Origin of the sequence: Hydrocarboniphaga daqingensis (genome assembly GCF_900129825.1) — a bacterium.
Classification (GTDB): domain Bacteria; phylum Pseudomonadota; class Gammaproteobacteria; order Nevskiales; family Nevskiaceae; genus Hydrocarboniphaga; species Hydrocarboniphaga daqingensis.
On record NZ_FQWZ01000001.1, the window covers coordinates 115,350 to 139,920 of the forward strand.

The 24,571-nt window shown below is 64.3% G+C and carries 20 protein-coding genes; 4 read left to right on the forward strand and 16 right to left on the reverse strand.

Features of this window, described 5'->3' with window-relative positions; translation table 11 throughout:
* Window positions 1-5 precede the first annotated feature (5 nt).
* Genes BUB09_RS00500 through ndhC form a run of 14 tightly spaced genes read right to left on the reverse strand, consistent with a single transcriptional unit; the run spans window position 6 to window position 15,747 of the window.
* On the reverse strand, window positions 6-923 hold the full coding sequence (locus tag BUB09_RS00500) for a mechanosensitive ion channel family protein (protein WP_072892770.1): 918 nt from the start codon (window positions 921-923) through the stop codon (window positions 6-8).
* Window positions 923-2,377, reverse strand: coding sequence for an NADH-quinone oxidoreductase subunit NuoN (nuoN, locus tag BUB09_RS00505; RefSeq protein WP_072892771.1), 1,455 nt, complete (start codon window positions 2,375-2,377; stop codon window positions 923-925). Before nuoN ends, BUB09_RS00500 begins: the two co-directional genes overlap by 1 nt.
* Window positions 2,374-3,960, reverse strand: a complete 1,587-nt coding sequence (gene nuoM / locus BUB09_RS00510) for an NADH-quinone oxidoreductase subunit M (RefSeq protein ID WP_072892773.1) — start codon at window positions 3,958-3,960, stop codon at window positions 2,374-2,376. The genes nuoN and nuoM overlap by 4 nt, the downstream gene beginning before the upstream one ends.
* A gap of 12 nt (window positions 3,961-3,972) precedes the next feature.
* Window positions 3,973-5,874 carry an NADH-quinone oxidoreductase subunit L gene (gene nuoL / locus BUB09_RS00515; RefSeq protein WP_072893923.1) on the reverse strand — a complete coding sequence of 634 codons (1,902 nt, stop codon included), beginning with the start codon at window positions 5,872-5,874 and terminating at the stop codon, window positions 3,973-3,975.
* A gap of 10 nt (window positions 5,875-5,884) precedes the next feature.
* Window positions 5,885-6,193, reverse strand: coding sequence for an NADH-quinone oxidoreductase subunit NuoK (nuoK, locus tag BUB09_RS00520; RefSeq protein ID WP_072892775.1), 309 nt, complete (start codon window positions 6,191-6,193; stop codon window positions 5,885-5,887).
* A gap of 8 nt (window positions 6,194-6,201) precedes the next feature.
* A complete protein-coding gene (nuoJ, locus tag BUB09_RS00525) occupies window positions 6,202-6,699 on the reverse strand; it encodes an NADH-quinone oxidoreductase subunit J (RefSeq protein ID WP_072892776.1) in 498 nt (165 codons plus the stop codon).
* A 16-nt stretch (window positions 6,700-6,715) separates the two neighbouring features.
* Window positions 6,716-7,264, reverse strand: a complete 549-nt coding sequence (gene nuoI, locus BUB09_RS00530) for an NADH-quinone oxidoreductase subunit NuoI (RefSeq protein ID WP_072892778.1) — start codon at window positions 7,262-7,264, stop codon at window positions 6,716-6,718.
* Window positions 7,265-7,268: 4 nt separating this feature from the next.
* The gene (gene nuoH / locus BUB09_RS00535; RefSeq protein ID WP_072892784.1) at window positions 7,269-8,288 is read right to left on the reverse strand and encodes an NADH-quinone oxidoreductase subunit NuoH; all 1,020 of its coding nucleotides are present in this window, start codon (window positions 8,286-8,288) and stop codon (window positions 7,269-7,271) included.
* Complete coding sequence (gene nuoG / locus BUB09_RS00540; RefSeq protein WP_072892787.1) at window positions 8,288-10,987, reverse strand: NADH-quinone oxidoreductase subunit NuoG; 2,700 nt, start codon at window positions 10,985-10,987, stop codon at window positions 8,288-8,290. The genes nuoH and nuoG overlap by 1 nt, the downstream gene beginning before the upstream one ends.
* Before the next feature lie 9 nt (window positions 10,988-10,996).
* A complete protein-coding gene (gene nuoF, locus BUB09_RS00545) occupies window positions 10,997-12,301 on the reverse strand; it encodes an NADH-quinone oxidoreductase subunit NuoF (protein ID WP_072892789.1) in 1,305 nt (434 codons plus the stop codon).
* Window positions 12,298-12,825, reverse strand: a complete 528-nt coding sequence (gene nuoE, locus BUB09_RS00550; protein WP_072892790.1) for an NADH-quinone oxidoreductase subunit NuoE — start codon at window positions 12,823-12,825, stop codon at window positions 12,298-12,300. Before nuoE ends, nuoF begins: the two co-directional genes overlap by 4 nt.
* 1 nt (window position 12,826) lies before the next feature.
* Complete coding sequence (nuoC, locus tag BUB09_RS00555; RefSeq protein ID WP_072892792.1) at window positions 12,827-14,590, reverse strand: NADH-quinone oxidoreductase subunit C/D; 1,764 nt, start codon at window positions 14,588-14,590, stop codon at window positions 12,827-12,829.
* Window positions 14,590-15,276, reverse strand: a complete 687-nt coding sequence (locus tag BUB09_RS00560) for a NuoB/complex I 20 kDa subunit family protein (RefSeq protein WP_072892794.1) — start codon at window positions 15,274-15,276, stop codon at window positions 14,590-14,592. Before BUB09_RS00560 ends, nuoC begins: the two co-directional genes overlap by 1 nt.
* Window positions 15,277-15,318: 42 nt before the next feature.
* Complete coding sequence (gene ndhC / locus BUB09_RS00565; RefSeq protein ID WP_072892795.1) at window positions 15,319-15,747, reverse strand: NADH-quinone oxidoreductase subunit A; 429 nt, start codon at window positions 15,745-15,747, stop codon at window positions 15,319-15,321.
* 379 nt (window positions 15,748-16,126) lie between these two features.
* On the opposite strand from ndhC, the gene BUB09_RS00570 reads away from it, so the two are divergent.
* The 3 genes from BUB09_RS00570 to BUB09_RS00580 all read left to right on the forward strand — a co-directional run bounded on the left by BUB09_RS00570 (window position 16,127) and on the right by BUB09_RS00580 (window position 20,487).
* On the forward strand, window positions 16,127-17,074 hold the full coding sequence (locus BUB09_RS00570) for a cation diffusion facilitator family transporter (protein ID WP_072893926.1): 948 nt from the start codon (window positions 16,127-16,129) through the stop codon (window positions 17,072-17,074).
* Window positions 17,075-17,136: 62 nt separating this feature from the next.
* The gene (locus BUB09_RS00575; RefSeq protein ID WP_072892797.1) at window positions 17,137-18,471 is read left to right on the forward strand and encodes an alkaline phosphatase PhoX; all 1,335 of its coding nucleotides are present in this window, start codon (window positions 17,137-17,139) and stop codon (window positions 18,469-18,471) included.
* Between the two features lie 21 nt (window positions 18,472-18,492).
* Window positions 18,493-20,487, forward strand: coding sequence for an alkaline phosphatase D family protein (locus BUB09_RS00580; RefSeq protein WP_072892798.1), 1,995 nt, complete (start codon window positions 18,493-18,495; stop codon window positions 20,485-20,487).
* A gap of 21 nt (window positions 20,488-20,508) precedes the next feature.
* Here the strand turns inward: BUB09_RS00580 and BUB09_RS00585 are convergent, their stop codons facing one another.
* On the reverse strand, window positions 20,509-22,179 hold the full coding sequence (locus BUB09_RS00585; RefSeq protein ID WP_072892799.1) for an alkaline phosphatase D family protein: 1,671 nt from the start codon (window positions 22,177-22,179) through the stop codon (window positions 20,509-20,511).
* A gap of 202 nt (window positions 22,180-22,381) precedes the next feature.
* On the opposite strand from BUB09_RS00585, the gene BUB09_RS00590 reads away from it, so the two are divergent.
* Complete coding sequence (locus BUB09_RS00590; RefSeq protein WP_072892800.1) at window positions 22,382-24,034, forward strand: alkaline phosphatase D family protein; 1,653 nt, start codon at window positions 22,382-22,384, stop codon at window positions 24,032-24,034.
* A 4-nt stretch (window positions 24,035-24,038) separates the two neighbouring features.
* Here BUB09_RS00590 and BUB09_RS00595 read toward each other — a convergent pair whose 3' ends face one another.
* Entirely contained in the window at window positions 24,039-24,470 is a 432-nt protein-coding gene (locus BUB09_RS00595) for a hypothetical protein (protein WP_072892801.1), read from the reverse strand.
* Between the last annotated feature and the right edge of the window lie 101 nt (window positions 24,471-24,571).

A 24,571-nucleotide genomic window follows, 5' to 3' on the forward strand; every position in this document is an offset into this window, starting at 1 on the left:
CAGCCTTAGCGTGGCGGTAGCGGGGATGTCGCGGGCGGCGGACCGGGCATCTCGATACCCCGCTCGATGAACACCTGTTTGATGCGCCGCAGGAACGCGCGCCCGACGTCGGATTGAACGCCCGGCCGGGTCTTGATGCGCCCCTGTATCGTTGCCGCCGTCCCATCGAGCTTGTCGACACCCCAGATTTCGACATCGGCGACGATATTGGCACCGACGACGGGATCGCGGCCCAACTCGGCAAAGACATCGCGTATCGCCTGCACTGCGACATCGGTGTCCTGACGATACGCAACCTGCAGATTGAAGATGTACGCCGACCAGTCGCGAGTCGCGTTGCTCAGCGTGGTCACGACGCCATGCGGAAACACATGGACGGTGCCGGTGCCGTCACGCAGCACGACGGTACGCAGCGTCAGCACTTCGACCAAGCCGCTGGTGCCGTTGATCGTGACCACGTCGCCCACCCGAATCTGATTCTCCAGCACCATGAAAAAACCGGTGATGATGTCGCGAACCAGGTACTGGGCACCGAAGCCGACGGCGACACCGATGATGCCGGCACCGGCGATCAGCGGGCCCACCTGCACGCCAAGCTGCATCAGCAGCACCAGCGCCAGAATGACGAACAAGAAAATGTTGACGACCTGCTTGAGCAGGCTGACCAATGTGCCGACGCGCTTGCGGACGTCGAATTGCGACTCGGTCTTGAGGTCGGCCGTATCGAGCAGGCGCTGTTCGAGCCTTCGTACCAGCAACCGCACAAGGCGGTGCAGGCCGTACCAGACGATAACGATCAGCGTCAGGCGGATTGCTGGCTCGAGCCAAACGGCCAGATAAGGCGGTACATCGAGCTCGCGCAGGATACCGGCCAGCGCGCTGGCCTCGCGTGAGTCCAGCGCGGCAACCCGGGCACTTGCCATCAGTGTTGGGCGAGCTGGCCGCTGAGTAGGTACAGCGGCTGCGGATAGACGCCCAGCCACAGCATCACGATCATCGCCACGACGAGCATCAAACCACCGAACGACTGCGCCCAGCCCATCGGCTCGCTAACCCGCTCGGACCCTGCCGCAACGGCGCTGAACAGTGCGCTGACGATGCGCAGGTAGTAGTAGATGCTGATCGCGCTGCTGACGATCAAGCTGCCGACGAGCAGCCACTGCGCCGCACCGACGCCCGCCGAAATGACCGCAAATTTACCGATGAAGCCGGCGGTCAGCGGGATGCCGGCGAGCGACAGCAGCATCGCGGTCAGGATCGAGGTCAGGTACGGGCGACGCCAGAACAGACCGCGATAATCATCGATGTGCTCGGCGTCGCGTTCGCCCATCGGGCTCGATACCAACGCCATCACGCCGAACACGCCAAGCGAGGTCACCAAATAAGTGGCCAAGTAGACGCCAGCCGCACGCAGCGACTCGTCACCCGGAACGGCCAGCACGATGGTCAGGTAACCGAAATGGGCAATCGACGAGTACGCCAGCAGACGCTTGAGGTTGTTCTGCCGCAGTGCGAGTAAGCTGCCGACCAGCATCGAGGCCACCGCCAGGCCAACCAGCGCGGTCAGAATCAACGGCGAAATCGGGCTGCTGCCGTAGTGGAACAAGCGCAGCACGACAACAAAAACGCCGAGCTTGGACACGGTCGCCAGATAGGCCGTGATCGGCGTGGGCGCTGACTCGTAGACGTCGGGCGTCCACTGATGAAACGGAACCAGCGACAGCTTGAAGCCGAGGCCTGCGATCATCATCGCCGCACCGGCCAGCACCAGCGGCTGGTCGAGGCTGGCAGCCGACAGCGCTTGCGACATCGCCGACAAGTCCAGCGAACCGATGTGCGCGTAGATCAGCGCAACGCCGAAGAACAGCGCGGCCGACGCGGCTGCCGACAGGATCAGATACTTAATGCCACCTTCGATCGCGCGCCGCTCGTCCATCGAATACGCGACGCCCGCCACCATCGGCAGCGACAGCAATTCGATGCCCACCAGCAGCGTCGCCGTGTGGGTCGCGCATGCCAGCGTCAGCGCGCCAAGCGTGCCCAAGCCGATCAGCAGATAGATCTCTTCCCGATTGCGCTTGTAGCCTTCGAAGTAGGCGTGGCACAGCGTCAGCACGCCCAGCGTCGTGACCAGGATCAGCACCATCCCGAAACGAGCGGCGGCATCAACCGTCATCAAACCGGTGACCGGCACAGCGAGGTTGTCGCCGGTAATCAGGTCATAAACGACCGCGATCAACGCCAGGTTCATACCGCCGACGGTGACACTGGCGCAGAAGCGATGGTGGCGGTACACCGCGATCGCCAACATCGTCGCGACGATGCTCGCGGTGGCGATCAACAGCGGCAACAGTGCCCAGAGCTGCACCGAGGTCATGGATTGGCTCCGGTCACGGCGACGACGCTCGGCGTCGTCGCAGCCTTGTAGATGGTTTGCACGGCCTGGACCGGCGCCTTGGCCGTGTCCATGACGATCTGCGGGTACAAGCCCAAGCCCATCAGCAGCGCCATCAGCGACAACATCATCACCAACTCGCGCTTCGACAGGTCTTTGAGCAGACCCTGCTTGTTCAACTGCACGCCCTCGGGCAGCGGCTGCGGCGCACCGTGCAGCGCGCGCTGCACCAAGTACAGCGAATAAACCGCGGCCAGGATCAGGCCGCTCGCGGCGATGATCGTGACCACCGGCGCGGCATCGAAGCTACCGACCAGGATCAGGAATTCACCGACGAAGTTGCCAAGCCCCGGTAGCCCCAACGATGCGGCGCTGAAGAACAGCATGATCGGCGGAAGATTCGGGAAGCGCGACCACAGCCCGCCCATCTTGCTGATATCGCGGGTGTGCAGACGCTCGTAGATTTCACCGCACAAGATGAACAGCGCGCCGGCCGACAAGCCATGGGCAATCATCTGCACGACGACGCCCTGCAGCGCCTGCTCGGTGCCGGCATAGATGCCGATCACGATGAAGCCCATGTGGCTGATGCTGGTGTAGGCAACGAAGCGCTTGATGTCGGTCTGCGAGAACGCAACGACGGCGCCGTAGATGATGCCGACCACGCCAAGCCACATCGCCACCGGAGCAAAAGCCGCCGATGCATGCGGAAAGAACGGAATGCCGAAGCGCAGCAAGCCGTAGGCCGCGGTCTTCAGCAGGATGCCGGCAAGGTCGACCGAACCCGCGGTCGGTGCCTGACCGTGGGCATCGGGCAGCCACGTGTGGAACGGCACGACCGGCATCTTGACCGCGAAGGCGCCGAAGAATCCGAGCATCAGCCACCACTCGACTTGCGCGCCCATCGGCGTGTTCAGCAGGTCGTGGTAGTCGAAAGACAGCTTGCCGGTGGCCTGCTGGTGCAGGAACACCATGGCCAGAATGCTGACCAGCATCAGGAAGCCGCTGGCCTGGGTGTAGATGAAGAACTTGATCGCCGCGTAGACCCTGCCCTTGCCGCCGGGGATGTTGTGCCCCCACAGCGCGATCAGGAAGAACATCGGCACCAGCATCATTTCCCAGAAGAAGAAGAACAGGAACATATCCAGCGCCAGGAATATGCCGACGACGCCGCCCAGGTTCCACAGCAGGTTCAAGTGGAAGAAGCCGACGTTGCGCTCGATTTCCTTCCAAGAGCAGGCGATGGCCAGCACGCCGATCAGATTGGTCAACACCACCAGCAGCAGCGACAGACCGTCGAGCCCCAAGTGGAAGCTGGCGCCGATGCTGGGAATCCACTGCGCCTGGAATTCGATCGTCCACGACGGCGTTTGCCCGGCCGCAGCCGCGAAGCCGGTGCCGGTGATCGAATAGTCGCCGGTGGCCCACAACCAGATCGAGGTGCCGAGTACGCCGGCCATCGTCAGCAAGGCGATCCAGCGCGGTAGGCCACGCGAGTAGCGTTCGGCCTGCCAGCTCAGCAGGCCGCCGATGAACGGAATCAAAATCAGCCAGACGAGAATCATCGGTCTAGGTTCTCAGTGGAGTGCGACAACGGCGATCAGCAGGCACAGCCCGGCGCCTGCTACGGCGGCGTACCAGCGCAAGCCACCGGTTTGGGTTGCAGTCGCCAGCGAAGCGGCCCCGCGCAGACCGGCGGGAATCAGGCCGATCAGGCCATCGATGAAGTCGTTGCGGTTGATACGGGCTGCCCAAACGAACGGCGCCTTGAACAGCGCATCGTAGAGCCAGTCGAAGCCCCAGGCGTTCTTCCACAGCTTGCCGATCCAGGCCGTTGCGGCACCACGCGCCAGTGCCGCTGGAACCTGCGGGAACTGGAGGAACAACAGCCAAGACACGACCAGACCGGCCATCGACGCAACGAACGGCAGATGCGCGATGTAGGCAGGGCCGTGATCGCCACCGGCAATGTGAGCTTCGGGCAGCACCGCCGACAGCGGCAGGTGGATGTAGCCGCCGACCACTGCCAACACCAGCAGAATCGCCAGCGGGATGTGGTGATCGAGCGTGTGCGCACCGTGCGGCTCACCCGCGCCATGACCGTGGTCGTCATGGCCGTGACCGTGCCCATGGGCTTGTGCCTGACGCCAGCGCTCCGGACCGAAGAACGTGATGAAGATCAGGCGGAAGCTGTAGACCGCGGTCAGGAACGCGCCAAACAGACCGGCCGCCCACAGTTCGTAGTGGCCTGTCAGATACGCCTGATGCAGGATCTCGTCCTTCGAGAAGTAGCCCGACGTGAACGGGAACGCCGTCAACGCAAGCGTGCCGATCAACATGCACGCGAACACGAACGGAATCTTCTTGTACAAGCCGCCCATCTTGAAGATGTCCTGCTCGTGGTGCATCGCGAGGATCACCGAGCCGGACGACAAGAACAGCAGCGCCTTGAAAAAGGCATGCGTCATCAAGTGGAACACGGCCGGCTGGTAGGCGCCGGCGCCTTCCGCCAAAAACATGTAGCCGATCTGGCTCATCGTCGAATAGGCCAGGATCTTCTTGATGTCGGTCTGCATCAGCGCCGTAAAGCCGGCCAGCAGCAGCGTGACGGCACCAATGCCGCCGACCCACTGCATCGCCACTGGCGACAACTCGAACAGCACATGCGTACGCGCAATCAGATAGACGCCAGCGGTGACCATCGTCGCCGCGTGAATCAGCGCGGAAACCGGCGTCGGGCCGGCCATTGCATCCGGCAGCCAGGTCTGCAGCGGCAACTGCGCGGACTTGCCGACGGCACCGCCGAGCAACAGCATCGCGGTTGCGGTCGCCAGCGGCGCACCGACGGCCCAAGCCTGTGGCGCCAGGCGCTGCAGCTCGTCGATGTTCAACGTACCGAACTCGCGGTACAGGATGAACAGCGCAATCGCCATGAACGTGTCGCCGACACGCGTGATCACGAAGGCCTTGCGTGCGGCGGCGCCGTTGGCCGCGTCCTTGTACCAGAAGCCGATCAGCAAGTAGCTGCACAAGCCGACGCCTTCCCAGCCGAAGTACAGAAACAGCAGGTCATCGCCGAGCACCAGGAACAGCATGCTGGCGACGAACAGGTTCATGTACGACAAGAAGCGGCCGTAGCCGTCGTCGCCGCGCATGTACCACGACGCGAACAAGTGAATCAGAAAGCCGACGCCGGTGATCACCGACAGCATCGTCAGCGACAGCCCGTCGAGCTTGAGCGCGAATTCGACGTTGAAGGTGCCGACGCTCATCCACGTCCACAACGGAACGACGTAGGCGCCGCTCGCCGGCAGATGCGTCAGGAAGTCGTAACCGACGTAAGCGGTCGTCGCAGCCGACAGGCCGACGCTACCAACGCCGACGATGGCCGCCAGATTCTCTGACAGCCGGCCTCGACCGAACGCCAGAATCAAAAAGCCAATCAGCGGAAAAACGAAGACCAAGGGCAGATAGCTGATCATGCCGGGCTCATCCCTTCATCGAACTGGCGGCGTCCACGTCCAGCGTGCGGAAGCGGCGGTACAGCTGAATCACCAGCGCCAATGCCACGCAGGCTTCTGCGGCAGCCAGCGTCAGCACCATGACGAACATCACCTGTCCGTCGGCCTGCAGCCAGCGACTGCCGGCGACGACGAAGGCCAACGCGGTCGCGTTCATCATGATCTCGACCGACAGCAGCATGAACAGGATGTTGCGGCGGACGATCAGTCCCCCGAAACCGACGGCGAACAGAGCCATGGCCAGCAGCAGGCCGTGCTCCATCGGGATGGCGGGCATGGAAGTCATCAGTCGTCTTGTCGTCCCAGGTGGTAGGCGGCCACGAGGCCGGCCAGCAACAACGTCGAGGCCAGCTCGACCGCCAGCAGATACGGTCCGAACAAGGCGATACCCACCTGTTTGGCATCGATGACCGTGGTGCCGATCGGCGCCGTCGTCTGCAACGGCTCCAGCACCAGCAACAGCTGCACGAGCAGGATCGCCGACAGCACCAATGGCCCGACCCAACCCGAGGCGGTCAGCCAGCTGCGCTCCTGGGCCACGGTCTTGGCACCGAGGTTGAGCATCATCACGACGAACACGAACAGCACCATGATCGCGCCCGCGTAAACGACGACTTCGAGCGCGCCGGCAAACGGTGCGCCGAGCGTAAAGAACACCATCGCCACCGACAGCAGCGACAGCACCATGTACAGCAGCGCGTGCACCGGATGCGTGTTGACGACGACCATCACCGTCGAGAACAGCGCGACCGTGCCGGCCACATAGAAAGCGAATTCGACCATGTGCGGTTCCGTTGCGTTACGGCAGCAGCGACTTGACGTCGACGGGCGCAACTTCGTTCAAAGCCTCGCCCTTAGCCTTGCCCGCGACCGCCATGCCGGCGACGCGATAGAAGTTGTAGTCGTGATACTTGCCGGTGCCCGAGATCATCAGATGCTCTTTCTCGTAGACCAGATTCTGACGGTCGTACTCGCACAGCTCGTAGTCCGGCGTCAGCTGGATCGCTGTGGTCGGGCAGGCTTCTTCGCACAGACCGCAGAAGATGCAGCGCGAGAAGTTGATCCGGAAGAACTCCGGATACCAGCGGCCATCTTCGGGGCGCTCGGCCTTCTGCAACGAAATGCAGCCGACCGGACAGGCGACCGCGCAGAGATTGCAGGCCACGCAGCGTTCGTCGCCGTCAGGATCGCGCGTCAGCACGATGCGGCCGCGATAACGCGGCGGCACCGGCGGCTTGACCTCCGGATAGGCGATCACGTCGCGCGGGCGGAACGAGTGCATGAAGATCATGCCGATCGACCGCAGCTGGGTCCAAATGCCATGCAGGATGGCAACAGTCTGGCTCATTGGATTAATTCCCCGCCCAGAGTACGAAGCCGGCCGTGACGAGCATGTTCACCAGCGACAACGGCAGGCAGATCTTCCAGGCGAACGACATCATGTGGTCATAGCGCGGACGCGGCAGCGCGGCGCGCAGCAGGATGAAGGACGACATGAACAGGAAGCACTTGATCGCGAACCACAGGAAGGGCACGGTCTTGAGCGCGGGAAACACGCTGCTGAACGGCGCGTCCCAGCCACCGAAGAACAGCGCCGTGGTCAGCCCCGACACCATCACGATGCCGACGTACTCACCGACGAAGAACATGCCGAACTTCATGCCCGAATACTCGGTGTGATAGCCGGCCGCCAGCTCCGATTCGGCTTCGGGCAAGTCGAACGGCGTACGGTGCGTGACCGCGACGCCGGCCAGGCACCAGACCAGAAAGCCGAAGAACTGCGGTAGCACGAACCACAGGTGCTGTTCCTGGTAGAGCACGATCTCGCGCAGGTTGAACGTGCCAGCCTGGATCACGACGCCCATCAGCGACACGCCCATGAACACTTCGTAGCTGATCGTCTGCGCCGTCGAACGCAGGCCGCCGAGCAAAGCGTATTTGCTGTTGGACGACCAGCCGCCGAGCATCACCGCGTAGACGGCAAGGCCGGCAATCGCGAAGAACAGCAGCATGCCGATGTCCGGCGCGAACACACCCCAGTTCGGCGTGATCGGAATCAGTGCGAACGCCAGCATCATCAGCGACATCGCGATGAACGGCGCCAGGATGAACGTGAACTTGTCGACGAACGGCGGCGTCCAGTCTTCCTTGAAGAAGATCTTGATCATGTCGGCAATCACCTGGCCCAAGCCGAACGGCCCGATCCGGTTCGGACCATAGCGGTCCTGCCACAACGCCAGCAGCCGGCGCTCGAGCCAGATCATGTAGGCCGCTGATAACACCAGCGTCAGCAGGATGATGACCGCCTTGGCCGCGGCCCAGATCGCGCCGAGTACGGCCGGCGTCAGCAGCGCTTGTATCGGCTCGAGCATCACGCCTCCTTGGCGATGGTGACCGTGGCGCCGGCGTAGGACGCGGGCAGACCGCCAGCGCCGACCGGAACGCCGACCAGGCCGATCGGAAAGTCGATCCGGACTTTGACCGGCAGCGTCAGCGTGGCGTCACCGACGCGGACCGTGGCCTGGCTGGCGTGTTCGATGCCGAGGCGCTGCGAATCGGCCACCGACAGCGTCACCGTCGCCGGCGTCATGCGCTGCTGAATCGGCTCGGCCAGACTCGACAGCTCGTCCGAACCGAAGTGGCGCCACAGGGGCTGGAACGCTAGGCCGCTGGCGGGCGCTGCAACGTCGGCGGCGTAGTAACCGGCCGCGCTGGCATGGCTGCGGAACAGGAACACGCCGGAGTCGCCGCCCTTCATTGCACCGCCGACTTCGGCCTGGAACTTGTTCCATGCCTGCGGGCTGTTCCAGCCCGGGGCCCAAGCGTAGGGAACCAGACCCGAGGGACGATCCTGGCTGCCGACGCCGTTGTAGCCTTCCATCGAGAACGACATCGCCGTATCGGCGTCCTGGGTCGAACGCGGCTCGTGCACGAACACCTTGGCGCGGGCCGCCGTGCGGCCCGACTGGCGCGGCGGCGCACGGTTGATCTTCATGCCCTGGATGCGGAAGCTGGCATTGGGCGCTGCGTTGGCGATACCGCGCAGCTGAGGCACTTGCGCCTCGCATTCGGCGAGCACGGCGTCGAGATTCTCGCCAGCGGTTTCACCACCGCGGATGCGGTCGATCCAGCGCCAGCTTTCGCTGGTGTCGACGTGGCGGTCGTAGTACGCCGGGTCAAAGTTCTGGAAGTAGCGCTGAGCCCTGCCCTCGAAGTTGACCATCGTGCCGTCGCCTTCGGCGAAGCTCGCGGCCGGCAGCACCACATCAGCACGCTGCGCGGTGGCCGTCATCTGCTGGTCGATCACGATCAGCGTGGACGCCGACAGCTTGGCGACGGCCGACGCCGGCAGGCGCCAATCGAGGTCATTTTCGAGCACGACGACGACGGCGTTCTGGCCCGCAACGCGTTCGATCGCAGCGTCGACGCTCGGCGCTTCCAGCAGCGCCACGCCAAGGCTGTTGGCCTCGGCAACGGCCAGGCTGATCAGCGTCGCGCTGTTCTGACGATGCAAAGCGGTGGCGATGTTGGCAGCGGCCTGGATCACCGCGAGCGAACCATTGGCGGTGCCCGACACAACCAGCGGCTTGCCGGCAGCACGCAGCGCGGCCGCGATTTCGGCAGCCACGGCCTTGAGTTCGGCCGACAGCTTGGCCGGTACCGGCGCGGCGGCATCGATCTCGTGCGCGATCGCAAAGCCAAGCGTTGCAATCTCGTCCGGCGCCAAGCGCAGCCCACGGCGCGCGGTATCGTCCAGGCGCGTCGCCGACGGCGTCACGACATACATCGGGTTCAGCTCGTGCTGGGCAATGTCAGCGGCCGAATAGGCCTGCCAGTCCGGTACGCGCTTGTCGCGCGCCATCTGCAAGGCGCGACCGCGCGCAGCCTGACGCAGCGCCAGCGCAACGCGCGGCGCGGTCGCGAGCACGTCTTCGCCGAGCACCAGCACGGCGTCCGCGTCTTCGATCTGGCGGATCGTGGCAACCGGCACTTCACCGTCGCGCAGCACCTTCAGAACGGCAGCGGTCAAGGCTGCGTCCAGCTCGCTCATGCCGCTGCTGAAGTTCGCTGCACCGACCAGCGTCCGCAACATCACGTTGGCTTCGAGGCTGGCACGCGGCGAACCGATGCCGAGCACCGGCCGGCCGGCGCGAAGCAGCGACTGCACTTGGCTCAGCGCCTCGTCGGCTTCGACCGTGACGAACTGGCCGGCGCGCTTGATCTGCGCCTTGCGCGGACGGTCCTTGCGGTTGACGTGGCCGTAGCCGAAGCGGCCGCGGTCGCACAGGAAGTAGCCGTTGAGCTCACCGTGATAGCGATTCTCGATACGACGCACTTCGCCGTAGCGCTCGCCCGGCGAGATGTTGCAGCCGACCGCGCAGCCCGTGCAGATGCTCGGCGCAAACTGCATGTCCCACTTGCGCACGTAGCGATCCGAGTGGGTTTTGTCGGTGAAAACGCCGGTCGGGCAGACCTCGGCCAGATTGCCGGAGAACTCGTTCTGCAACGTGCCGGGCCGCTCGCGGCCGAAGTACACATTGCTGGCCGTGCCGAACACGCCCAGATCGTTACCGCCTGCGTAGTCCTTGTAATAGCGCACGCAGCGATAGCAGGAAATGCAGCGGTTCATCTCGTGCGCGATGAACGGACCGAGGTCCTGGTTCAAGTGCGTGCGCTTGGTGAAGTGATATTGCCGGCTGTGATGGCCGGTCATCACCGTCATGTCCTGCAGGTGACAGTGCCCACCTTCTTCACAGACCGGGCAGTCGTGCGGGTGGTTGGTCATCAGGAAGCTGACGATGGCCTCGCGGAATTCCTTGGCCTCGGCGTCATCGATCGCGATGTAGGTGTTGTTCGACGCCGGCGTCATGCACGACATCACGATACGGCCGCGCTTGTCGTTCTCGTCGGCGTATTGCTTGACCGCGCATTGACGGCAGGCGCCGACGCTGCCGAGCGCCGGGTGCCAGCAGAAATAAGGGATGTCGAGACCCAGCGACAAGCAGGCCTGCAACAGGTTGTCGGACCCGTCGACCTCGTACTGCTTGCCGTCTACGTGAATGGTTGCCATGGGTGTGCCTCAGGCGGCCTTGGCGGGCTTCGCCAAGCCCGCTTCGAATTCGTGTCGGAAGTACTTCAGAGCCGATTGCAGCGGCTCCATCGCACCCGGTGCATGTGCGCAGAACGTCTTGCCGGGACCCAGCCATTTGGTCAGCTTGGCCAGCACGTCGAGGTCTTCGGCTTGGCCCTGGCCGGCTTCAAATGCGCGCAGGATCTTGACGCTCCACGGCAGACCGTCGCGGCACGGCGTACACCAGCCGCAGGATTCGCGCGCGAAGAACTCTTCCAGATTACGCACGGCCGAAACCATGCTCTGGTCTTCGGCGACGACCGCGATCAGACCGGTGCCCATGCGCGAGCCGGCTTTGGCGATGGTGTCGAAGTCCATCGCCAGGTCCAGATGCTCCGGCAGCAGGAAGTCGGTCGACGCGCCGCCCGGCAACCACGCCTTGAGCTTCTTGCCATCGCGCATGCCACCGGCGTGCACTTCGAGCAGTTCGCGCGCAGTCGTGCCGATCGGCAACTCCCAAGTGCCCGTTTTGTTGGCACGGCCCGAGCAGCCATACATCTTGGTGCCGGCGTCCTTGCTCTTGCCCTGGCTCAAGCCCTTGAACCAGTCCGCACCGTTCAACACGATGTGCGGCACATTCATCAGCGTTTCGACGTTGTTGACCACGGTCGGCCGACCCCACAAGCCGGCAATCTGCGGGAACGGCGGCTTGGCGCGCGGGTTGGCGCGGCGGCCTTCCAGCGAGTTGATCAGCGCCGTTTCTTCGCCGCAGATATAGCGACCCGCACCGGTGTGGACGAACAGCTCGAAGCTCCACTCGCTGCCGAGCACGTTCTTGCCGACGTAGCCGGCGGCACGCGCCTCGGCCAGCGCCTTGTTCAGACGATCAGCGGCGACGATGTATTCGCCGCGCAGAAAGATATAGCCGCGCGTGGCCTGAATCGCATAGCCGACCAGAATCATCGCCTCGATCAGCTGATGCGGCGCCTGCTCCATCAGCAAGCGGTCTTTGAACGTGCCCGGCTCCATCTCGTCGGCATTGCAGACGAGGTACTTCTCACCCGCGTCGGGGCCCATCGGCACCAGCGACCATTTGACACCCGCGGGGAAGCCCGCGCCGCCACGGCCGCGCAGGTTGGCGTCTTTGACGATCGCCTGGATTTGTTGCGGCGTGTATTCGCGAACCGATTTCTTCAGGCTCGAATAGCCGTTTTCAGCTTCGAAGCCGGGCAGATCGAGCGGACCGGCCGCACGATCGATCAAACGGGTCAGCGGACGCTGATAATGAGGGTCCGCCGCGCTACGCAAGCTCATGGGTACGCCTCCAGCAATGCCTTGATCTGTGCCGGCTCCACCGGGCCATGCAGATCGTCGTCAATCATCAGGGTCGCGCCGCGATCGCAGGCACCAAGGCAGCAGATCGGCAGCAGCGTGAAACGGTTGTCCGGTGTCGTACCGCCGAGGCGCACGCCCAAGTGCTCGATCAAGCCGTCGCGCAGTTCCTCGTAGCCGGTCAGGTGGCAGGAAATGCTGTCGCAGACCTTGATCACGTGGCGTCCGACCGGACGCCGGAAGATCAGGTTGTAGAACGTCGCCACGCCTTCCAGATCGGCCGCGGAAATGTTGATGGCCGCCGCGATCACCGGGATCGCCTCGTCCGACACCCAGCCGCGGTGTTTCTGCACGATCTTCAGCGCTTCGATGCTGGCCGCACGCGAATCGGGATAGTGGGACAGCTCGTGTTCGATCTCGTGGCGCTCTTCGTCGCTGAGTACGAACGGCGCCGCAACGGCAGCGGGTTTGACCAGATCGGCCAGTTTTACGATGGTTTCGGTCATATCAACGGTCCACGTCGGCCATCACGAAGTCGATCGAGGCGATATACGCGATCAAGTCGGGCACCATCTGGCCGCGAATCGCGCTCGGAATCTGCTGCAGATGCGCAAAGCTGGGCGTGCGGATGCGGGTTCGATAGCTCATCGTGTTCGCATCGCTGGTCAGGTAGTAGCTGTTGATGCCCTTGGTAGCCTCGATCATCTGCGAGGTTTCACCCGCCGGCATGATCGGCCCCCAAGACACGCCGAGGAAGTGCGTGATCAGCGTTTCGATGTCCTTGAGCGTGCGTTCCTTCGGTGGCGGCGTCGTCAGCGGATGGTCGGCCTTGTACGAGCCCGACGGCATGTTGTTCAAGCACTGCTCGATGATGCGCAGCGACTGGCGGATTTCTTCTTCGCGCATCAAGGCGCGCTCGTAGACGTCGCCCTTGTCGCCGACCGGCACTTCGAACTCGAAGTTCTCGTAACCGGAATACGGCCGCGCCTTGCGCAGGTCGTAGTTGCAGCCGGTGGCGCGCAAGCCCGGGCCGGTCACGCCCCACTCGAGCGCTGCGGCCGTGTCATAGGCCGCCACACCACGCGAACGCGAGATCAGGATCGAGTTCTGCAACGCGGCCTTGCGATATTCGTCGAGACGCTTCGGCATCCAGTCGAGGAACTCGCGAACCTTGACCTCCCAGCCGCGCGGCAGGTCATGCGCCAAGCCGCCGATACGGAACCAAGCCGGGTGCATGCGGAAGCCGGTGATGCTTTCGATGACGTCGTAGGCTTTCTGGCGGTCGACGAACATGAAGAACACCGGCGACATCGCGCCGACGTCCTGCGCGTAGGTGCCGTAGAACAGCAGATGCGAGGTGATGCGGAAGAACTCGCACAGCATCACGCGGATGGTCTCGACGCGCGCCGGCACCTTGATGCCGGCGATCTTCTCGAGCGCCATCACGTACGGCAGGTTGTTCATCACCCCGCCGAGATAGTCGATGCGGTCGGTGTACGGAATGTAGGTGTGCCAGCTCTGGCGCTCGCCCATCTTTTCGGCGCCACGATGGTGGTAGCCGATGTCCGGAACGCAGTCGACGACTTCTTCGCCGTCGAGCTGCAGCACGATACGAAACGCGCCGTGGGCCGAAGGATGGTTCGGTCCCAGGTTCAGGAACATGAAGTCGTGATCGCTGGCACTGCGGCTCATGCCCCAGTCTTCAGGCTGGAAGCGCAGCGCTTCCTGCTCCTGATCCTGACGCAGCGCATCAAGCTGGTACGGGTCGAACTCGGTGGCGCGTGCGTTGTATTCCTTGCGCAGCGGATGCCCTTCCCAGCTCGGCGGCAGCAGGATGCGTCGCAAATGCGGATGCCCGTCGAACACGATGCCGAACATGTCCCAGACTTCGCGCTCGTACCAATTGGCATTGGCGTAGATCGGGACGATCGACTTCAGCGACGGAAACTCGCCGATCAGCGCCACTTTGAGCCGGATATCGGCGTTGCGCTCGATCGACAGCAACTGGTAGACGACCGTGAAATCAGCGGGCGGTAGGCCGGCGCGGTGTTTGCGCAGGCGCTCGTCGACGGCCGTCAGGTCGTACAGCATCTTGAAAGGCCGCGCGATCTCGTTCTTGAGGAAGCGCAGCACTTCGTGGAGCCGATCGGCCGGCAGCCACAGCGTCGGCATGCCGTCGACCGTGGTCTGCAGCGTGAAGGTGTTGTCGCCGAAACGCGCGAACAGATCGCGCACGACCTCCGGCAGGGTCAGCGGCGTTCCGTCAGCCATCAGTTCGACCCATCCAGGAAGTCAGGCGAGCGCAGGATCGTCTGGGCGTTGCGCTCGGCTTGCTTGCGGTCTCGTTCGGCCGGCATGTTGGCCTTGTAGATGCCCTGATCACCGACAACCCACGACAGCGGACGCTGCTCCTTGCCGATCGAGTCCTGCAACATCATCAGCCCTTGCAGGAAGGCCTCGGGGCGCGGCGGGCAACCGGGCACGTACAGATCGACTGGCAAAAACTTGTCGACGCCCTGCACGACGGAATAGATGTCGTACATGCCACCCGAGTTCGCGCATGAGCCCATCGAGATCACCCAACGCGGCTCCAGCAGCTGCTCATAGAGCCGCTGCACGACCGGCGCCATCTTCACGAAGCAGGTGCCGGCGATGACCATCAGGTCGGCCTGTCGCGGTGAAGCGCGGATGACTTCGGCGCCGAAGCGGGCCAAGTCATGCGTCGGCGTGAACGCGGTGGCCATTTCGACGTAGCAGCACGACAGGCCGAAGTTGTACGGCCAGATCGAGTTTTTGCGACCCCAGTTGACCAAGTCCGACAGCTTGGCGGTCAGCACATTGCGTTTGACCTGCTCTTCAGTGAATACATCGCCGGGCTCGCGGCGCGTGTAGTCCTTGGTCAGCGGCGACACGCCGGTGGGACGATTCGGGTCGATGCGGGTGAGGGTGTATTCCATGGCTGGCCTCTGGCTGGCAGATCGAAAGGGAACGCTGTCGCGTTAAACGCTCGCCCCGCCTTGGTTTTTGGGATGGACCTGCAAGGCCTGCCGCTTTTTGCGGGAGGCCGGAGCCCAGTCGAGGGCACCGATGCGCGCCAGGTACACCAGGCTCGCCAGCAGTATGAAGATGAAAACGGCCGCTTCAACGAACCCGACCCAGCCCGACTCGCGCACCGACACGGCCCAGGCGTAAAGAAACAGGGCTTCGACGTCGAAGATCACGAAGAACACCGCCACCAGATAGAACTTGGCGGACAGGCGCAGATTCTCGGGCGAGGCGGATACAACGCCGGACTCGAACGGCTCGTTACGGGCCCGGGCGCCGCTGCGGCCACCGAGCAGCGCAGACAGACCGAGCATCACGGTGCACAGGCCCAGTACGGCCACGATATAGACCGCGATCGACCAGAATTCAGGCGATGTCGTCATCGGCTCAGCCTCTCCTGATCACCTACCGACCGTCCGGCCACGTTGCCGGAGATCCCGATAGATGAGTCTCGATAAGTATCAAATGACGACCGAAGTCGCCGGATGCGTCTCTTGTGCAGGAACCGGCATCCCACTGCCGGCCTGTTGCAGCGCCAAGGCTGCATTCGACGCTGGTCCTCATGTCGCCGCAGCACGGACGGGCGTCGTTTATCCCGCGGAGTATATCGCGACCTACTCCAAACGAGCGTGTCGAGTTTTGGATAAGGGCTCACCGAATTTTCGATCGGCGACGTTGACCCCTGTTTGAAGACGCTTGGATGCGGAACGCCCCTACCCGCACCCGCTTGGCGCGCTGCCGGCAATCAACGACCATCGCTGGATGAATACCCGATCCGTGGCGGCCCATCCCCCTGCAGACCCCGACCAGTACGCCCGCAGCGTGCGGCGCGTGTTGTGGGGAACGCTGGCGCTGAACATCGGCGTCTGCCTGCTGAAGCTGATCGTGGGGCTATGGACCGGCTCGCTGGCGATCATGGCCGACGCCATTCACAGCCTCACCGACAGCCTCAACAACGTGATGGGTCTGGTGGTCATGCGCTGGTCAGCCCCCCCGCCCGACCGCGAACACCCTTATGGCCATCTCAAGTTCGAGGCGATCGGTGCGCTGGGGATCGCCGCGATGCTCGGCATTGCCTGCTTCGAGGTGGTCAAGCCCGCCGTGATGCGGCTCATCGACGGCGATCGGGGTCACGTGACCATGAACGTCACGGCGATCGGCCTGATGGGCATCGTGTTGCTGGTCAATATCGGGGTCGCCTGGTTCGAACGGCGGGCCGGTCTGCGGCTGCACAGCAAACTGCTGCTGGCGGACGCGGCGCAGACCTTCGGCGACATCTGGATCACGCTCGGCGTGATCGCCGGCAGCCTCGGCATCTGGCTGCTGGGCTGGTGGTGGCTGGATGTGGTGCTGGCGATACCGGTCGCGATCGCGGTGATCGCCAGCGGCTGGGCCGTGGTCCGCAGCAATCTGCCCTGGCTGCTGGACGAGGCGGCGATTGCACCCGACGAGATCCAGCAGATCGCACTGTCAGTCGAAGGTGTCGTGGATTGCCACGCGGTGGCCTCGCGCGGTCTGGTCGGGCGTCAGGCTTTCGTCGAGATGCACCTGATCACCACGGTCCGCGATGTGGAGACCTCGCACCGGATGACCGAGGAAATCGAGCGATTGCTGACCGAGCGCTACGGTCCGGTCGCGGCAACGATCCATGTCGAACCGGAGCGCTACGCCGAGAACGGCGCGACCGCTGAACGAACGGTCAGCGCGTAACACGATCGTCACGCAGGCCGTACAACATCGCCGACCCGAATTTTTCCTACACGCGTTGACCCATGCCTGCCATTGATAACTTTCGCCGCATTGCACGCGGCCGCTTGACCCGTCGCCAGGTGTTGCGCGACAGCTTTCTCGGTATGGGCCTGCTCAGCATCGGCGGCGGCCTGACGGCCTGCGGCGGCGGCGCCGACGGCTCCATCATCGACGGCGGAAGCGGCGGTGGCGTCGGCGGCACCGGCCGCTTGTCGTTCCCGGAACTGAATACTGAACCGGATGCTAACGGCCTGCTGATCCCGAAAGGCTTCACCAGCCGCGTGATCGCCGAAGCGAACAGGCCCGTCGGCAGCACGGGCTTCAATTGGCATACCGATCCCGACGGCGGCGCCGTGTTCCCGGCGCCGGACGGTGGCTGGGTCTATGTCAGCAATCGCGAGTTTCTGCCCGGCGGTGTCGACGCGATCCGCTTTGATGCCAAGGGCGAGATCGTCAGCGCTTACAACATCCTGCCCGGCCTGCTGACCCGCTTGAACTGCGGCGGCGGCGTGACGCCCTGGGGCACCTGGATGTCGGGCGAGGAATACGATCTGGGCGTGATCTGGGAGTGCGATCCGTTCGATACCACCGGGCGCAACGTCACGCGCTGGCGCGGCCTGGGCACTTACTACCATGAGGCCGTGGCCGTCGATCCGACGACCAATTATCTGTACATGACCGAGGACCGGCCGGACGGTCGCTTCTATCGGTTTGTGCCGACCAACCCCAACGTCGGCGGACGCCCGAGCGAAACCGGAACGCTGCAGGCGCTGCGCGTGCTGACCTCGGACGACATCAACGCCGAAACCGCGAAAGGCCCGTGGAAGATCGACTGGCTGGACATTCCCAATCCGAATCCGATCAGCATCGCCCAAGGTGATCTGACGATCGGCGGGACGCCGACGCGCCGCCAGGTGCCCGAAACCACCGCTTTCAACGGCGGCGAAGGGATCTGGTACCAGAAGGGCGTCATGTACGTTGGCACCAAGGGAGACCGCCGCGTCTACGCGGTCGACCTTGCCGCTCAGACGCTACAAGTGCTGTACGACGATGCGTTCCATCAGCCCAATCCGGTGCTCGACTCGGTCGACAACATCGTCATGACGCCGGGCGGCGACATCGTCGTCGTCGAGGACAAGAGCGAGGCCAACCAGCAGGCGGTGGCGATCCAGCCCGACGGCCGAATCGCACCGATGGTGCAGCTGGTCGGTCACGAAGGCTCCGAAATCACCGGGCCGGCGTTCTCGCCCGATGGACGCTTCTTCTACTTCAGCTCCCAGCGCGGCCCCGGCAATGGCAACTCGGTCGGTACCGCGGGCATCACGTACGCGATCGAAGGCCCCTGGTACCGCAGCTAGTCGACACTGGGAGCAGATCAGGTGGCACCTCCGTTGGATCGGCGTGACTTCTTGCGCGGCATCGCCGCGATCGGCATCGCGCCTGCAGCGGCGACGGCGCTGACGGCCTGCGGCAGCAACGGCGGCGGCAGCCCGACGGTCGAACCACCGCCTCCAGGCAGCGGTGGCGGCAACAGCAGCACCGGCAATTTGACCGAGCCGCCGGAATTCGACTTCCCGCTGGTGCTGCCGCTGCCGTTCGCGCACGGCGTCGCCAGCGGCGATCCCATGGCCGATCGCGTCATCATCTGGACGCGGATCACGGAAAGCACGCCGTCGGCGAGCCAAATCCCGGTGCGCTGGGCGGTGTCGTCGACGCCGGATTTCAGCTCGCCGCTGCGCAGCGGCGAGCAAATCACGCAAGCCGACCGCGACTGGACCGTGAAGGTCGACGTGACCGGCCTGCAGCCCGCAACCACGTACTACTACCAGTTCGAAGCCTTCGGCCGGCGCTCGATCATCGGGCGCACGCGCACGGCGCCGCGTGGCGCCGTCGATTCGATCCGGGTCGCCGTGATGTCGTGCTCCAGCTACTGGTCCAGCCACTGGAGCGGGTTTGCCAACCTTGCCGACCGCAACGATCTGGATCTGGTCATCCACTGCGGCGACTACATCTATGACTTCGTCGACGAGGACGAAGCCGTTCGTGCTCGCAAGGGAGGCGCGGACACGGCCGACATCGACTACCGCGACTGGCTCGACCTGCAGGAACTTCGCCGCCGCTATGCGCTGTGGCGCAGCGACCCCAGCCTGATGCGCGCGCATCAGCAGCACCCGTGGTTCATCGTCTGGGACAACCACGATATCGACCCGGGCTACGGCAACGAACTGCCGACACCGTTCGACGGCCAGGCCGGCTCGACGACATTGGCGCAGACCACGCAAGCCTTCTGGGAATGGACGCCGTCGCGGCCGGTCAAGGCCGATGGGTCCGGCGAGTTTCTACTCGTCGACGACGGCCGCTATCCAATGCCGCCGGACAGCACCTTGGTCTGGCGCCGCCTGCGCTACGGCGAGTTGCTCGACGTGTTTGGGCTCGATACGCAGATCGGGCTGCCGCGCTATCAACTCACGCTCGACTCCGGTCATCTTGCGTCTGGCAACAGCCTGATGGGTCGCCGACAGTTTGAGTGGCTGGTCGCAGGCATGCGCGAGTCCTCGCAAGCGGGCGTCACCTGGCGGCTGCTGAACAACCAGACCTGGATCGCGCCGGTCGACATTCCCGATCTGATCGATGGCGTACCGACTGCCAAGCTCGGCATCAGCCGATGGACCGACTATCCCGAAGAACGCGCCGCGCTGTTTCAAGCGCTGCGCGGTGACGATGCGGGCAATGACCGGGTACGCAACAACATCGTGGTGTCCGGCGATGCGCACGGCAATCTCGGCTCCGACCTGATCGAGAGCACGGCGTTCATCGATGGCAGCCTGCCGGCACTGCCGGTGCCCAATCCGCGTCCGGGTTCGACGCCGCTGAACACACCGGCCGGCTGGGGTCGCGCCGGCACCGGCAATCTTCCCGGACTCAATCAACGCGCGGCGTCGGTCGGCGTCGAATTTGCGCCGAGTTCGATGGGCCGCGGCGGTGCCGACGAGTTGGTATCCAACGCACTGCAGCAGCCGGCCGGTGGGCTTGAAAGCATTCTGGGCGCACGCGCGCTGGAACTCGCGCTGATCACCGGCAACAAGAACGTGCAGTTCATCGAATGGGTCGACCATGGCTACGGCATCGTCGACCTCAACACCGAGCGCGCGATCTTCGAGTATTGGTGGCAAGACAAGTTGACGCCGGACGCGCCTGACGTGCTGGGGCGACAGATGATCAGTTGGGCGCGCAGCGACAGCGGTCGGCCGATACCGCGACATCCCGACCAGATTGACGACGTCACCGCGCACGGCCTGTCGGTGACGCCGACCGAGGGAACCCGCAGCGCGCCCCCGGCACCGTTGGATCGCAGCGCCGTCAACCCTCGCTAAGGTCGCGCATCGCGGGCGCCATTACGGCGCCGGCAGCGGTGCATCGGCAATCGGCTCGCTGGGGGTCGACGTCGGCTGCAGTCGATGACGTCCGGCGTCGACGGCATAGCTGCGATCGAGAAACTGCTGGTCCGTGCGCACACCGACCTGCGGCACCATCCAGAACTCGGCCTGCAGGCGGGCCTCGCTCAGATCGATCAGCAGATAGCCGTTGAGCGTGTTCTGGTAGTACTTCAAGTGCGGGTTGGAGACGCGGAGCAACTGCTCGGCCTGCGCCTGGGTGCGCTCGACGATGGCCGTGATGCCGGTGCCCTGCCCCGGATCGCCGCGGGAACTGATCGACGTCGCGACGAACTCGACGCCAACGGCGCCGTCGCCTGTCAGTGGCTGATAGCCGGGTCCGTTCGGGTCGTCGGTGATTTCGAACGCGTAGGCTTCATGCGCGTCTCCGGTCAGCACCACCACGTTGTCGCGAGCGGCCATCGCCTGCAGCAGCACCGATCGAGCCGGGTCGTATCCATCCCATTTGTCGTTGGACAAATACAGTCCGCCACCACCGAGAGCACGCGGCGAACCGAGCAGCTTCAACGGCGAGAAATACACTTGATTGCCGATCAACTGCCAGCGCGCATGGCCTGAACCGATGCGATCGACCAACCATTGCTGCTGCGGCACACCGAGCAATTGACGTGCGGGATCGGCGAAATCGCCGCTCTGGGTGAACACGGGCAGCGCATCGGCGAACAGCCCGTTCGGCTCGGCCGCTTGATCGCGGCCGTAATGGCGGGTATCGATCATCGCCAGATCGGCTAGATCACCGAACGTAAACCCGCGCCAGATCCGCGCAGGATCACCGGCATCGGGCAGCCGGATCGGCATCCATTCGAATGCGGCCTGCATGGCCGCTGCTCTGCGCGTCGCGTAATCGCCTTCCTGCGCGGGATCGTGCGCCTCGGCGCCAGCGCGCCACGCGTTGTTGGCGACCTCGTGGTCGTCCCAGACCCAGATCATCGGGTGCTGTCGATGCAGCTCCTGCAAGTCTTCGTCGGCGCGGTACTGCGCGTAGCGCTCCCGGTAGTCGGCCAGCGTCAGCAGTTCGCGCGGCGGCTGGTGGGCGCGGACCGGGCCGTCCGCACCGTTCTCGTAGATGTAGTCACCCAGATGCACCACCGCATGCAGGTCTCGGCGCTCGGCGATGCGTCGATACGCATGAAAGTACCCCGCTACGTAGTTCGAGCAGGTGACGAATGCCAGTCGCAATCGAGGCGTTGCACCCAGCGGCGCGGTCCGCGTTCGGCCGGTCGGCGACATCTCGGACGCCGATCGGAACCGGTAGTAATAAGCACGATCGGGCTGCAGCCCCGACAGATCGATTTTGATCGTCCAGTCACGCATCGCGTCGGTCTGCACCAAGCCACTGCCGACAAGCTCGACAAATGCGGGGTCGGCCGCCAGCTCGTAGCGGACTCTCGCCATGGTGTCGGTTGCCGATACCGGCACGGCGCGCGTCCACAGCACGACGCCATCGGCGAGCGGATCGCCACTGGCGACGCCATGACTGAAACGCGCATCGCTCAACGGCGGATCGCCATCATCAGGCCCCATCGGCGCGTCGCGATCGTCCGATGTACAGGCACCTAGCAAGGCGGCCGCACTGGCGATGACAAAGTGACGGCGCGTGATCGGCGGCATGGCGGGTTCCGGCAAAAACACGACCGTGACCGCCGCACATCACAGGCTGATGAAAATTCCGGCTGCAGACACGAAGATGCGCTGGGAAATCCGGCTCATCGGACGCTGATGTCATGTCGATGACATTGCCTGCCGACAAAATCGCCGCATTGCGGCAGCGCTACGCGGATGCCGCCATCCATTTGAAACAGGGGGCAACACCATGGGTTCACCAGTACGCGGTCGCCGTAAGGCGATCCGGCGGGGTATTTCGCGTCGTGATTTCCTGCGGGGAGCGGGCGGCTCGGCCATCGCCGCCCTGTCCGCCTGCAGCGCGGGCGGGGACGGTGACGACCGCACGGCGATCAACCCGTTTCAGCATGGCGTTGCCAGCGGCGATCCGCTGCCCGGTGCGGTGATTTTCTGGACACGCGTAACGCCCGAAGCCGGCGAAACGATCCCGGTCACGCTGTCGGTCTACGCCGACCGCGCGTTGCAGCAGAAAGTCGGGCAAACCCGCGTCGATGCGACATCCGCTCGCGACTGGACCGTCAAGATCGACTACGCCGGTCTGACACCTGCCACGACGTACTACTACCAGTTCAGCGCGCGCGGCTTCGACAGCCCGGTCGGGCGCACACGCACGGCGCCGGCAGCCGGCGCCGTGATCGATCGGCTGCGGATCGCCGTGGTCAGCTGCTCGAGCCTCGCGCATGGACAGTTCAACGCCTACGGCGCGCTGGCCCAGCGCAATGACCTGGATGCCGTGATGCATCTGGGCGACTACATCTACGAATACGGCAGCGGTGAATACGGAACGGCCCGCGCGTACGAGCCGGCCAACGAAATCGCGACGCTCAGCGACTATCGGACACGCCACGCACAGTACAAGCGCGACCCCAACCTGATGGAACTGCACCGTCAGAACCCATTTATTACCGTCTGGGACGATCACGAAACCGCCAACGACAGCTATCGCGACGGCGCCGAGAACCATCAAGGCGACGAGGGCGTACCCGATTGGTTTCTGCGCAAGGCCAATGGCCAGCAGGCCTACGACGAATGGATGCCGATCCGGCTGCCGACGCCGGGCGACCCGAACCGCATCTACCGCGAATTGGGTTACGGCGCGCTGGTCGACATCGTGATGCTCGACACGCGCTTGTATGCGCGCAGCCTGCAATGCGAGCTGCAGGCGCAGCAGACCTGCCCTGACGACAGCAGCCGTTCGCTGGCCGGCGAAGAGCAGCTGACGTGGCTGGAAACCAAACTGAAGAACACCACCGCGCGCTGGAAGCTGATCGGCCAGCAAGTGATGTTTGGCCAGCTGAAGGTGGCCGGTACGCCGGAACTGCTGGCCAATGGCGGCGTGTACCTGAACATGGACCAGTGGGATGGCTACCGCAGCGACCGGGATCGGCTGTTCGACCTGATCCAGAACGAGTCGCTGGACAACGTCGTCGTGCTGACCGGTGACATCCACACCAGCTGGGCGATGGACCTGAGCCGCGATCCGAACAACCTGCTGGTCTACCGTCCCGGCCTCGGCTCGCAGCCCGCATCCGGCAGCCTGGCCGTGGAGTTCGTCGCGCCGTCGATCACCTCACCTGGGCTAGACCAACTGGCGCCGGTGCAGAACGTGATCCGGCTGCTGAACCCGCACATGAAGTATGTCGACCTGAGCCGGCATGGCTACGTGCTGCTCGACATAACCGACGAGCGTTGCCAGGCCGAGTGGTGGTACGTCGACACGATTGAAACCGACAACTTGGCAGAGTCGTTCGGCACCGCGTTCGCCACCGTTGCGGGTGTCAACGCGCTGACGCCGGGCACTCAGAGCACGCCGCGCGAGGACGCGCCAGCACTGGCGCCGTAGGCTTTCATGCGATGGCCGCCGCGCCTTGCGCGCGTCGGTTGTCGCCATTCCACGGCGACGAGGATTCACGTCGGTGGGCGCGCTGCAGCAGCAGCGTGTGGTCGGCTGCACGCTGGCGCAGGCGCTGGACCAGCGGGCGCTGCGAATCTTCGGGCCAATGCGTCGACAGCAGCACCAGCGCGGGTTCGCCGTCGCGATCATCAAAGCTCAGCAAGCCGGCAGCGACCGCATCGTCGAGCGCGGTTTCGAGATCGTTGCGCCGGAAGCCAGCCGCGGGCCACTGCTGAACCAGATCGGCATAGGCCAGTTGACCACCGATGTAGACCCCGTAGCGCTGATAAATCTCCAACACGGCCAACACGAACGAACGCCGCGGCGCCGAATCGGCGCCAGTGGCGTTGCGGATCAGGCTCCAGGCCGAGAGCTTGGGGATCATCGATGTCTCGCAGGCAGTGATGCGGCCACTGACGCTAGCATCGTGGCAGCCCGCGATGGCAGCCAACGGACCAGCGCCGTCAGCGGGATGCCGAACGGCCA